Source organism: Streptomyces sp. NBC_01268, from assembly GCF_036240795.1.
Taxonomy (GTDB): Bacteria; Actinomycetota; Actinomycetes; order Streptomycetales; family Streptomycetaceae; genus Streptomyces.
In genome coordinates, this window is sequence record NZ_CP108454.1 from 4,115,466 (window position 1) to 4,128,365 (window position 12,900).

At 69.6% G+C, this 12,900-nt stretch carries 7 protein-coding genes; 2 read left to right on the forward strand and 5 right to left on the reverse strand.

Annotation, left to right across the window (positions count from 1 at the left end; translation table 11 throughout):
• Positions 1-103 precede the first annotated feature (103 nt).
• Positions 104-2,317, reverse strand: coding sequence for a murein biosynthesis integral membrane protein MurJ (gene murJ / locus OG309_RS18270; protein ID WP_329422212.1), 2,214 nt, complete (start codon positions 2,315-2,317; stop codon positions 104-106).
• 45 nt (positions 2,318-2,362) lie between these two features.
• Positions 2,363-4,732 (reverse strand): DUF6049 family protein, encoded by a 2,370-nt coding sequence (locus tag OG309_RS18275; RefSeq protein ID WP_329422214.1) that lies wholly within the window; start codon positions 4,730-4,732, stop codon positions 2,363-2,365.
• A 213-nt stretch (positions 4,733-4,945) separates the two neighbouring features.
• Here OG309_RS18275 and OG309_RS18280 point away from each other — a divergent pair, with 213 nt between their 5' ends.
• Complete coding sequence (locus OG309_RS18280; protein ID WP_329422215.1) at positions 4,946-6,415, forward strand: CCA tRNA nucleotidyltransferase; 1,470 nt, start codon at positions 4,946-4,948, stop codon at positions 6,413-6,415.
• 99 nt (positions 6,416-6,514) lie between these two features.
• Here the strand turns inward: OG309_RS18280 and OG309_RS18285 are convergent, their stop codons facing one another.
• The 3 genes from OG309_RS18285 to OG309_RS18295 form a co-directional block, all read right to left on the reverse strand.
• Complete coding sequence (locus OG309_RS18285; protein ID WP_329422216.1) at positions 6,515-7,783, reverse strand: MFS transporter; 1,269 nt, start codon at positions 7,781-7,783, stop codon at positions 6,515-6,517.
• A gap of 79 nt (positions 7,784-7,862) precedes the next feature.
• A complete protein-coding gene (locus OG309_RS18290; RefSeq protein ID WP_329422218.1) occupies positions 7,863-8,945 on the reverse strand; it encodes an inositol-3-phosphate synthase in 1,083 nt (360 codons plus the stop codon).
• Between the two features lie 46 nt (positions 8,946-8,991).
• Positions 8,992-9,672 (reverse strand): PadR family transcriptional regulator, encoded by a 681-nt coding sequence (locus OG309_RS18295; RefSeq protein WP_329422220.1) that lies wholly within the window; start codon positions 9,670-9,672, stop codon positions 8,992-8,994.
• Positions 9,673-10,075: 403 nt separating this feature from the next.
• On the opposite strand from OG309_RS18295, the gene OG309_RS18300 reads away from it, so the two are divergent.
• Complete coding sequence (locus OG309_RS18300; protein ID WP_329422223.1) at positions 10,076-12,826, forward strand: transglycosylase domain-containing protein; 2,751 nt, start codon at positions 10,076-10,078, stop codon at positions 12,824-12,826.
• The last annotated feature ends 74 nt before the right edge of the window (positions 12,827-12,900 follow it).

Below are 12,900 nucleotides of genomic sequence, written 5' to 3' on the forward strand. Positions count from 1 at the left end.
TCCCCATCCGTTGCGCCACATCAACAGCCATGCCAATTGTGCCCACAGTCCGACGCTATGCACGACACGCGTCGGCAGGCGATGGTTGTGCGAGCCCCGTTCGTCAGCGTCCCAGACGCCCGCGGACCATACCGACCATGGAGTTGAGCTCCGCGATCCGCATGCGCTTGGCGGCGACGAAGAAGACGCCGAGCAGGACCGCTCCGCCCACGAGCAGCGCCACCAGCGAGCCGAGGGCCCCTTCGCCCAGCACCTTCAGAAGGCCGAAGCCGACCGCTCCGGCGACGATCGCGGCCGGCAGCGAAGCGAGGCACAGCCGGGCGTAGGTACGCATCACATGGGCACCGTCGAGGTCGCCACCGAGGCGGTTGCGCAGGCGGCGCCAGGCGACACCGACACCGACCATGTAGGCCAGACCGTACGAGGCGGCCATGCCGACGACGGCCCACTGGGCCGGGAGCACGACGTAACAGACCGCCGAGGCGGCCGCGTTGACCGCCGCCACGATGACCGTGTTGTAGAAGGGCGTCCGGGTGTCCTCGTAAGCGTAGAAGCCGCGGAGCACGACGTACTGGACGGAGTAGGGGATCAGGCCGAGGCCGAAGGCCATCAGGATGAAGCCCATGCCCTGAGCGGCCTGCACGCCGCTGGAGGCGTAGAGCAGGGTGCACATCGGGACGCCGAGCGCCAGGAAGGCGAAGGAGACCGGGACGATCGCCACGGCCGAGTTGCGCAGGCCCTGGGAGATGTCGTCCCGGACGGCGCCCGGGTCGTTGTCCGAGGCGGCCCGGGAGATGCGGGGCAGCAGCGCGGCCATGACGGAGACGGTGATGATGGCCTGCGGCATGCCCCAGATCAGCTGGGCGTTGGAGTAGGCCAGGAAGCCCGCGCCGTTCTTGCCGGACTCCTCGCCGGCCGCGGTGGCGAGCTGGGTGACGACCAGGACACCGGCCTGGTTGGCGAGCACGAACAGCACGGTCCACTTGGCCAGCTTGACCGTCTTGCCGAGGCCGTGGCCCTTCCAGTCGAAGCGCGGGCGGAAGCGGAAGCCGGTCTCGCGGAGGTACGGGATCATCGCCAGGGCCTGGACGACCAGGCCGAGCAGGGTGCCGATACCGAGCAGCCGCACACCCTCGTCGGGGATGGTCTGGACACCCATGTGGGACTCGGCGGAGGTGCCGTAGACCCAGATGAACAGGCCGAACGTGGCGATCATGACGATGTTGTTGAGGACCGGGGTCCACATCATCGCGCCGAACTTGCCGCGGGCGTTGAGGATCTGACCCATCACCACGTGCACACCCATGAAGAAGATCGTGGGCAGGCAGTAGCGGGCGAAGGTGACGGCGACGCTGTTGGCCGCCGCGTCGTCGGCGATGGTGTTCGACATCAGCCGGATCAGCACGGGGGCCGCGAAGACGGCGATGGCGACGATCGCGCCGAGCGCGACCATCACGAGGGTCAGCAGGCGGTTGGCGTAGGCCTCGCCGCCGTCCTCGTCGTTCTTCATCGAGCGGACCAGCTGCGGTACGAAGACCGAGTTGAGACCGCCGCCCACGGTGAGGATGTAGATCATCGTCGGCAGGGTGTAGGCGACGGTGAAGGTGTCACCGAGCAGGGCGGCGCCGAGAGCGCCGGTGATCACGAGGCTGCGGACGAAGCCGGTGAGGCGGGAGACGAGGGTGCCGGCGGCCATCACGGCGCTCGACTTGAGCAGGCCGGAGGCGCGGCCGGACTTCTTCGGGGCGGGCGCGGGCATGGGGTCCGGCTCCGTCGAGGGCGGAGGTACCTGGCCGGGCGTCTGCTGGTCCCGGTACAGGTGGGCGAAGGCGTCCGTCTCCGGCGCGTCCTCCCCCGCCCGGGTCACCAGGTCGTCGACACCGGTGAACTGGACCGTGCGGGCGTCGTCGCCGTACGGCAGGTGCCGCGAGGGCCCGTCGGGCTCGGGCGCCGGGGTCTGCGCCCACACCCGGGGGTCCGGAGCGTGCGCGGGCGCGGCCGGCTGCTGGTAGAGCGGCTGGGGCTCCGCGTAGGTGCCGGGCGGGGGCGGCGGGTGCGCAGCGCGGTCGTAGAGCGCCTCGGACACCGGGTCCTGCGCGGAGAGGTCCCGGCCCTGGTACGGGTCCTGGGCGTAGGCGTCCTGGACGTACGGATCCTGGGCGTACGGGTTCTGCTCGTTCGGTGCGTACGGGTCAGGCGCGGGCTGCTGCGGCGGCGGCACCGGCATGGGGCCGGGTGCCGGTGCCGCGGGCGTCCCACCGGCGGGCGCGGTGCCGCCCGCGGCCTGACCGCGGTCACCGTCGTACGGCGCGTTCATGGTTACCCCACCTCATCGTCCCCGGCCGACCGGCCACGACATCGCTCAACGGTCCACTTTCTCACCCGGGCCCGACGGGTCGCCGCTTTCGGGACCGGTGTCCGGTGTCGGGTCACTCGGCTGCCCGGGATCGGCGGCCTCGTCGGCCGTCTCCGACTCCGCTTCGGCGGTGGCCCCGCCCTCGGCCTCGTCGTCCGTCTCCGTCCCGGCTTCCGCTTCCGCTTCGGCTTCCGCTGCTGCGTTGCGGGCGGCGGCCCGCTTGCGCTGCGAGTACATGCGCACGCCGGCGAGGACCAGCAGGAGCACACCGCCGGCGATGACCAGCATCACGGTGGGGGTGATCTCGGAGACCTTGACGGTGAAGTTCATCGGCGGGCCGTAGGGCGTGCCGTCCTCGGTGTAGAGCTGGGCCGACATCGGGACCGGGCCGTTGGCGTTGGCCGAGGCGGTGAACTTCACCGACTGGCTGTGTCCGCCCTCGATCTTCACCGGCAGCTCGGCGACGGCGTCGCCGCCGTTCAGCTGCAGGCGGGTCTTGTTGCCGGAGGTCAGCCGCAGCACCAGGTGGTCCACGCCCTGGAGCAGCTTGTTCTGCACCGTCACGGGGATGGTGGCGCTCCGCCCGGAGAGCAGCAGGTCCGACTTCTCGATCAGCTGCACCTCCCGGGTCAGGCTCTCCAGGTACTGGTGCACTTCCTGGCGGTACAGCGCGGCCGAGGCCTTCTGGCCGCGCCACGAGGTCGACATCTCGCGGCTGATCGCGTTGGTGAAGGGCGGCACCACCCGGTCCGGGGCCGTCAGGATGACCTTGAAGTCGTCCAGCTGGTCGCGGGTCTTCTTCATCTGCTCGAACGCCTCGGAGTCGAGCTCCTGGGCGCGCAGCCGCTTCGGGTAGGCGGCGCTGCCCGGCACCCGGGTGGAGGCGTCCGTGTCGGGCTTGACCGTCGTGGCGGCGGCCGTCAGGTCCAGCGGCTGCGTCCAGCGCTTCGCCGCGCCCTGCAGCACCGACGCCATGGCCTGCGCCTGGGCGGTGCTCGGCATGCGCTGCGGGGCGACCACGACGCTGCGCTGGTCCTCGGGCCGCTCCAGGGTCACCGCGAGGGACTGTGCCAGGAAGGACTGGACGGCGAGGGTGGAGTTCTCGGCGCGGATCAGATCGCCCTCGAAGGCCGTGGACAGCTCGGCGTCGCTGACGACGGCGGTCGTGCCGCCGCCGACCGGGCGCGCCGCGTTCGGCGTGTACGGGAGGTCGTCGCGGAAGCTGTCGCTGCGGGCGATCACGTTGTGCGCGCCCGCGGAGGTGGCGACGGACATGATCGAGGGGTCGACCGCGCCGTCGACGGGCCACGAGAAGTCGGTGGACGGCTTCACGTGGAGGATCGTCTCGACGGTGGTCGTGGCGAGTGCCGTCGCCTGCTGGAGGTGACTGAGCGAGCCGGGGACGTCCTTGCCGTGGTGGGCCAGGGAGGCGAGGTCGGGGTCGGCGAAGGGCAGCGCGACGACCTTCTGGCCCTGTACCGCCTTCTCCAGAAGACCGAGCCACCGCTCGGCGATGTTCTGGTTCTTGCCCGCGACCTCGGTGTTGCCGCTCTTGACCCGGTACGGCTTGGCCATGGCGTCGACGCTGGCCAGGAGGTCCGGGTCGATCACCCAGGTGACCGGGAGGTTCGTGCCGAGGCTGACCATCTCGTGCAGCCGGCCGCCGGGGGCGAGCTCGGCGGCGAGGTCGTCGTTCTCGAAGACCGGGGTCTGCTGGAGGTCCGGTCCCGTCTCCGCGGAGACGTGGGTGGTGGAGACCAGCGGCCAGAGATAGGTGAGCTGGGTCTTCTTGTCGGTGTCCTCGGGCTGGTACGGCAGGAAGGTCCGCTCGATGCCGAGGACCCGGCCGTAGGACTGGCTCGCGGTCTGACCCGTCAGGGAGACCCCGAGCTGGTAGACGCCGGGGTCGTCGACGCCCAGCTTGGAGACGGGGACGGAGAGCGTGAAGTCCTTGCTGAGTCCGGCCCCCAGCTTCGGGATCTTGACCGTGTAGGTGCCGCCGAGGGGAGGCGGGTCGCCGCCGTCCCGGTAGCCGCGGCGGCCGGAGACGTCCTCGATCTCGCTGCGGCTGGTCATCCGGGGGCCGACGCGCAGGTCCACCGTGGCGTTGGTCACGGCCTGCTTGCCGCGGTTGGTGACCGAACCGGTGACGGTGAGGGTGTCGCTCTCGACCGGGGCGCTCGGCGTGAGGGTGTCGACCGACACATCGACGGTCCCGGTGCTGCTCGCGCTCTCGGCGGCCTGCGCCGAGGGAGCGGTCAGGGCCGGAAGGAACCCGGCCAGCAGCGGAGCCGCGACGGCGAGGGAGACCAGGCGCCGCACCCAGCGGCGGGCAGGTGAGGGACCGATCCCCTGGATAGCTGCCGCCTCGGCCACGCGTCGCCCGTCCTCGTCGTTGTCTGTGGTGTGTGTGGTGTCGGTGGTTCCCGGTTGCTGTGTCCAGGCATGGTAACGAGGCACGCGGCGGCCAAGTGCCGGGGACTGCTCCAGCCGATCGGGCGAAGGGCGCCGGAGAAGGCCGGCGGGCCGCTGTGGGCGCGGGAAAAACGGGGGCATCGGTACGAGCTGGGGCACGTACCCTTTTCTGTTGTGCCGAACGCCAACGAAGACACCTCGACTGCACTGAGCCAGGTGCAACACCGCGCGGTCAGTGAACTACTGCGTGTGTCCCCCGTCGCCGACGATCTCGCCCGCCGCTTCCAGGAAGCCGGATTCAGCCTCGCGCTGGTCGGCGGCTCGGTCCGCGACGCCCTCCTCGGCCGCCTCGGCAACGACCTGGACTTCACGACGGACGCCCGCCCCGAGGACGTCCTGAAGATCGTCCGCCCCTGGGCCGACGCCGTCTGGGAGGTCGGCATCGCCTTCGGCACGGTCGGCTGCCAGAAGGACGCCCGCGTCGGAGACGTGGTGCAGCGCTTCCAGGTGGAGGTCACCACCTACCGTTCCGAGGCGTACGACCGCACCTCGCGCAAGCCCGAGGTCTCCTACGGCGACTCCATCGACGTGGACCTGGTCCGGCGTGACTTCACCGTCAACGCCATGGCCGTGGCCCTTCCCGAGAAGGAGTTCATCGACCCGTACGGCGGCCTGGAGGACCTGGCTGCCCGGGTGCTGCGGACCCCGGGAACGCCCGAGGAGTCCTTCTCCGACGACCCGCTGCGCATGATGCGCGCCGCCAGGTTCGCCGCCCAGCTGGACTTCGAAGTGGCCCCCGAGGTCGTCACCGCGATGACGGAGATGGCCGGACGGCTGGAGATCGTCTCCGCCGAGCGGGTCCGGGACGAGCTCAACAAGCTGCTGCTCTCCGCGCACCCCCGCAAGGGCCTGGGGCTGCTCGTCGAGACCGGCCTCGCCGCTCATGTGCTGCCCGAGCTTCCGTCGCTGCGCCTGGAGAGCGATGAGCACCACCGGCACAAGGACGTCTACGAACACTCGCTGACCGTCCTCGACCAGGCGATCGACCTGGAGGAGGACGGCCCGGACCTGGTGCTCCGGCTGGCGGCGCTGCTCCACGACATCGGAAAGCCGCGCACCCGCCGGTTCGAGAAGGACGGCCGCGTCTCCTTCCACCATCACGAGGTGGTCGGGGCGAAGATGACGAAGAAGCGCATGACGGCGCTCAAGTACTCGAACGAGATGATCAAGGACGTCTCGCGTCTGGTCGAGCTGCATCTGCGCTTCCACGGCTACGGCACGGGTGAGTGGACCGACTCGGCCGTCCGCCGCTACGTACGGGACGCCGGCACGCTGCTCTCGCGGCTCCACAAGCTGACCCGCTCCGACTGCACCACGCGCAACAAGCGCAAGGCCTCCGCGCTCTCCCGCGCGTACGACGGCCTGGAGGAGCGCATCGCGCAGCTCCAGGAGCAGGAGGAGCTGGACTCGATCCGCCCCGACCTCGACGGCAACCAGATCCAGGAAGTCCTGGGGATCCGTCCGGGGCCGGCCGTCGGTCAGGCCTACAAGTTCCTGCTGGAGCTGCGGCTGGAGAACGGGCCGATGGGTCACGAGGGGGCTGTCGCCGCGCTCAAGGAGTGGTGGGCGACTCAGGGCGAGTAGGCGAGCGACGCTGTTTCACGCGTGATGTTTCACGTGAAACATCGCAGGGCCGGTACCGGCGAGGGGTGATGTTTCACGTGAAACATCACCCCTTCGTCGTCAGGCCCGCGTGGCGCTACGGGCGCTCTTCGCCAGCGCCAGCGCGGTGCCGGCGTAGAGAAGGGCCACGAGGACCACGAGCGGTGCGGACCGCCCGTCGGGAGGCAACATGAGTGCGGCGAGCCCGGCCGCCCCGACGAAGGCGACGTTGAAGAGCACGTCGTACAGGGAGAAGATCCTCCCGCGATAGGCGTCGTCCACCGAGGTCTGGACGACCGTGTCCGTCGCGATCTTCGCTCCCTGGGTGATCAGGCCGAGCAGGAAGGCGGCCACGAGGAACGGGGTCCGGGCGAAGGTCAGCCCGAGGGCCGGAGTGAGCACGGCCGCGGCTCCCGAGCAGAGGGTCATCCAGCCGAACGGACCCAGCTTCCCGACCGCCCAGGGCGAGACGACGGCGGCCGCGAAGAAGCCGGCGCCGGAGGCGGCGACGGCGAGCCCGAGCGCGGCCAGGCCCTCCGAGTCCGTCGAGCTCCAGGCGTACCGGCAGAGCATGAGCACGGTCACGAACAGGGATCCGTAGCAGAAGCGCATCAGGGCGACCGCGGTGAGCGCCCTGGCGGCGGGTCGCCGCTCGGCGAGATGCCGCAGCCCGCTCGCCAGCCCCCGGGCGGTGGACCTCAGCGCGCTGGACAGGCGGGGTTGGACGCGTTCAGGGGCCGGGCCGAGCAGATCGCGCGGCATCCGCAGCGAGGCGAGCGCGGAGCAGAGGTAGAGGACGGCGCCGAGGAGGACGACGGCGGCGTCGGAGTCGTCGGCGAGCAGGCGCATCCCGAAGGCCAGCCCGCCGCCGAGGGTCGCGGCGAGGGTGCCGGCGGTCGGGGAGAGAGAGTTGGCGATGACCAGCCGCTCGTCGTCGACGACGTGGGGGAGGGCGGCCGAGAGTCCCGCCAGGACGAAGCGGTTGACGGCCGTGACGGAGAGCGCCGAGGCGTAGAAGAGCCAGTCGGGCGGGGAGGCCAGGACGAGCAGCGCGGTGCCGCAGGCGAGGACGGCGCGCAGCAGGTTGCCGTAGAGGAAGACCTGGCGCCGCTGCCACCGGTCGAGCAGGACGCCGGCGAAGGGGCCCACGAGGGAGTACGGGAGCAGAAGCACCGCCATGGCCGAGGCGATGGCCGCGGGGCTGGTCTCCTTCTCGGGGGAGAAGACGACGTACGTGGCGAGGGCCACCTGGTAGACGCCGTCGGCGCACTGGGAGAGCAGGCGTACGGCGAGCAGGCGGCGGAAGTACCGCAGGCGCAGAAGGACGCGCAGATCACGCACGACGGACATGGCAGCAAGACTCACATACGAAGAGGGCCCCCGGGCAGTGCCACGGGGACCCTCGTCAGCGAGCCGTTCGACCGTCAGGTCAGCGCTCGACCTCGCCCTTGATGAACTTCTCGACGTTGGCGAAGGCCTCGTCGTCGAAGTACTGCACCGGCGGGGACTTCATGAAGTACGAGGACGCGGAGAGGATCGGGCCACCGATGCCCCGGTCCTTGGCGATCTTCGCGGCGCGCAGGGCGTCGATGATGACACCGGCCGAGTTCGGGGAGTCCCAGACCTCGAGCTTGTACTCGAGGTTCAGCGGGACGTCGCCGAAGGCACGGCCCTCAAGGCGGACGTACGCCCACTTGCGGTCGTCGAGCCAGGCCACGTAGTCCGACGGACCGATGTGGACGTTCTTCTCGCCCAGGTCGCGGTCGGGGATCTGCGAGGTGACGGCCTGCGTCTTCGAGATCTTCTTGGACTCGAGGCGGTCGCGCTCGAGCATGTTCTTGAAGTCCATGTTGCCGCCGACGTTGAGCTGCATGGTGCGCTCAAGACGGACACCGCGGTCCTCGAACAGCTTGGCCATCACGCGGTGCGTGATGGTGGCGCCGACCTGGGACTTGATGTCGTCGCCGACGATCGGGACACCGGCCTCGGTGAACTTGTCCGCCCACTCCTTGGTGCCGGCGATGAAGACCGGGAGAGCGTTGACGAACGCGACCTTGGCGTCGATGGCGCACTGCGCGTAGAACTTCGCGGCGGCCTCGGAGCCCACGGGCAGGTAGCACACGAGCACGTCGACCTGCTGGTCCTTGAGGACCTGGACGACGTCCACGGGAGCCTCGGGGGACTCCTCGATGGTCAGGCGGTAGTACTTGCCGAGGCCGTCGAGGGTGTGACCACGCTGGACCGTGACGCCCGTGTTCGGGACGTCGCAGATCTTGATGGTGTTGTTCTCGCTGGCGCCGATGGCGTCGGAGAGGTCGAGGCCGACCTTCTTCGCGTCCACGTCGAACGCGGCCACGAACTCCACGTCGCCGACGTGGTAGTCGCCGAACTGCACGTGCATGAGGCCGGGCACCTTGGACGCCGGGTCGGCGTCCTTGTAGTACTCGACGCCCTGCACCAGCGAGGCGGCGCAGTTGCCCACGCCGACGATGGCTACGCGAACCGAACCCATTCCGGTTGCTCCCTGTGTGTCGTGGAAGCCCTGCTGACGCAGGGTTTCACTTTGCGGTGTCGTCGGACGGATCCGGCCGGGTACTGCCCCCGTGCCGGGGCAGGCCGCCCGTTTCTCCAGAATCGTTGTGCTGCTGAGCGGAGGCGTCGGGGCGGGATCGCTGATCCCGTCCCGCCCGCTCGCTCTCGATGAGCTCGTTCAGCCAGCGCACTTCGCGCTCCACGGACTCCATTCCGTGGCGCTGCAGCTCAAGCGTGTAGTCGTCGAGGCGCTCGCGCGTCCGGGCCAGAGAGGCGCGCATCTTCTCCAGGCGCTCCTCCAGCCGGCTGCGGCGGCCCTCCAGCACTCGCATCCGCACGTCGTGCTCGGTCTGGCCGAAGAAGGCGAAGCGGGCGGCGAAGTGCTCGTCCTCCCAGGCGTCGGGACCGGTGTGGGAGAGGAGCTCTTCGAAGTGCTCCTTACCTTCGGCCGTCAACCGGTAGACGATCTTGGCGCGGCGTCCTGCGAGTGAAGCGGCCAGCGCGTCCTCGGGAGCGCTGCCCGGCTCCTCGATCAACCAGCCGTTGGCGACCAGCGTCTTGAGGCAGGGGTAGAGGGTCCCGTAGCTGAAGGCCCGGAAGATGCCCAGCGAGGTGTTGAGCCGCTTGCGCAGCTCGTAGCCATGCATCGGGGCCTCGCGAAGAAGGCCGAGAACGGCGAACTCAAGAATTCCTGAGCGCCTGCTCATCCGCCACCTCCTCCGCTCTCGGGACTCGTCTCTCGGAACCAGAAAACTCTTATGCCGAGTCGATGTGCCGCTCCGATGTATCGACTCGATACATCCCGACGATAGAACGAGCCCCCGGCTGCGACAAGTGGGGCTCGGGTGACCGGCGTCACATCGTCAATTCACAGCGTTCGACTTGCCGGATTTGGGGTGAAGTCCGTCTGTAGGTGGGTTTTGGCCGTGCGTAGTCTGTGCGGCATGCAGACCACCGGGAACCGAGCGATGCCGCGGGGCGTCAGTGAAGCGGGTGACCGGCTGCGGCACGGTGGGGCTTTTTCCGAGGTCCGGCCGTGTGTATTTCGGGGGGACCGGAACTCAACTGCCGCTTCCAGGCGTACGCGCCTGCCCGAGGAGTAGTCGTTCGATGAGCGAGCACCGTCGCAAAATGCCGCAGCAGCAGCCGCCTAGTGGCGGTCGCGCTGCGGCCCGGCGCGCGGCCCAGCAGCCGATGGGCCACAGGCCGGCCCAAGGCCATGACGTCGGTTCCGGGTCCCCTTCGGACTCGTACGGACCGCCTTCCGCCTATGGGGAGGAGCAGCGCCCCTACGGGGGGCGTGCCGAGGCCCGGCGAGCCGCCCAGCGGGGCGGTCGCAGGCGTGCGCCCGAGGCCGGTGGCCCCGGGGGCCCGAGCGGTCCCGGGGGAGGACGGCGCGGCGGGGGCGGCGGCGGGCAGGGGGGTGGTCCCGGACGCGGTCGTGGCGGACGTCCGCCCGGCAAGAAGCGGATCATCGACTACCCGCGCTACGGCAAGTACGGCTGGCGTCGCTGGATGCCGTCGTGGAAGCTGGTCACGGGCCTGTTCCTGGCCTTCTGCGGTGGCCTTCTCGGGGCTGCCTCCATCGCGTACGCCATGGTGGGGATCCCGGACGTCGACAAGACGGCCGTCGCGCAGAACAACGTCTTCTACTGGTCCGACGGCACGCAGATGGCCGCGACCGGTGGTGAGGTCAACCGCCAGATCGTCGGCATCGAGCAGATCCCCAAGTCGATGCAGAACGCGGTGGTCTCGGCCGAGAACAAGACCTTCTGGACCGACTCGGGCATCGACCCGATGGGCATCGGCCGCGCCGTGTGGAACATGGCCAAGGGCGGCGAGACCCAGGGTGGCTCGACCATCACCCAGCAGTACGTGAAGAACAACCGGCTCAACGACCAGTCGCAGACCTTGACCCGCAAGGTGAAGGAACTCTTCATCTCGATGCGTGTCGGCAACGACCTGGAGAAGCCCGACATCATGGCGGGCTACCTCAACACCTCGTACTACGGGCGCGGTGCCTACGGCATCCAGGCCGCGGCCCGCACGTACTTCGGCAAGGACGCCAACAAGCTCAACGCGAGCGAGTCCGCCTTCCTCGCCTCGCTGCTCAAGGGCGCGACCTACTACGACCCGGCCGGCTCCCCCGAGATCGACCCCGCGGCCGACGCCAAGTCGAACCGCGAGCGCGCCGAGAAGCGCTGGAAGTGGATCCTGGACGAGATGGTCAAGGACGGGAACCTCCCGGCCGCCGAGCGCGCCAAGTACACCAAGTTCCCCACGGTGAAGGGCCGGACCCAGGGCGCCCAGCTGAGCGGCCAGATCGGCTACCTGGTGCGGACGGCCGAGGCGAACTTCCTCAACAACAACGACCGGAACATCGGCGCCCAGCAGCTCGCCCAGGGCGGCTTCGAGATCCACACCACCTTCGACAAGAAGAAGGTCAAGGCCCTCGAAACGGCCGTCAAGAAGGTCTACGACGAGCACATCAAGCCGGAGAAGCGCCCGAAGACGGACACCCACGTCCAGTTCGGCGGCGCCTCGGTGGACCCGAAGACGGGCGCCATCGTGGCGATCTACGGCGGCACCGACGCCACCAAGCACTTCACCAACAACGCCGACCAGACGGGTGCCCAGGTCGGATCGACCTTCAAGCCCTTCGTCCTGGCCGCCGCGATGCGCGACGGTGTGCGGGACAAGAAGCTGGGCCCGGAGCAGGGTCCGTCCTCGCGGACGATCGTCGACCCCGACAAGAGCGTCTACAACGGCCAGAACAAGCTGAGGATCAAGAACTACGACGGCACGGTCTGGCACGACGAGAACGGCAACGAGTGGCTCCAGACGAACGACGACGACGCGAGCTACAAGAACATGTCGCTGCGTGAGGCCATGGAGCGCTCCGCCAACTCGCCGTACGTGCAGCTCGGCATGGACGTGGGCATCGACCAGGTCCGCAAGTCGGCCGTCGACGCGGGCCTCCTGGAGTCCTCGCTGATCAAGGCCAACGTGCCGTCGTTCTCGCTCGGTATCTCCTCCCCGAGCGCGATCCGCATGGCCGGCGCCTACTCGACCTTCGCGAACAACGGCGAGCACAACGACCCGTTCTCCGTCACCAAGGTCCTCCAGCGCGGCGAGACGATCTACGAGCACAAGGCCGCGCCGAAGCGCGCGTTCTCCACGGCCGTCGCCAGCAACGTCACCGACGTGCTGAAGGACGTCGTGAAGAAGGGCACCGGCAAGAAGGCCGCGCTCGACGACCGCGAGGCGGCCGGCAAGACCGGTACGACCGACGGCAACAACTCGGCCTGGTTCGTGGGCTACACCCCGCAGCTGTCGACCGCCATCGACATGTACCGCTTCGCGGACGACGAGACGATCAAGGACCGTAAGTTCGAGTCCATGTTCGGCACCGGCGCCCAGCCGAAGATCCACGGTTCGTCGTTCCCGTCGCAGATCTGGCACGACTACATGACCGACGCGCTGAGCGGCACCAAGGCGATCGACTTCCCGGACCCCGAGGACCTGGGCGCCGAGGCGGTCTTCGGTGGCGGCGCGGTCAGCCCGACGCCGACCCCGACGGAGACCGAGTCCGAGTCGCCGTCCGCCACCGCGACGACGCAGACGCCCACCATGAAGCCGACCAAGACGGCGGACCCGGGCAAGACCTGCTCCGTGTGGGACTGGCCGTGCGACCCGAACGGCGGCACCAGCAACGGGAACGACAACGGCGGCGCGTCCAACGGCGGTGCCACCACGACACCCCCGCCGACGTCCACGGACTCCCCCTCCACCGATCCGGCCACCACCGGCGGGGGCGGAAAGCCCAACGGCGGCACCGGCTGGACCGGCCTGGGCGGCTGATCCGCCCGCCGGCAGAGCGGCCTCGTCGAGGGCCGCCGCGCCCGGTCCGTACCCCGCGTACGGAACCGGCCGTG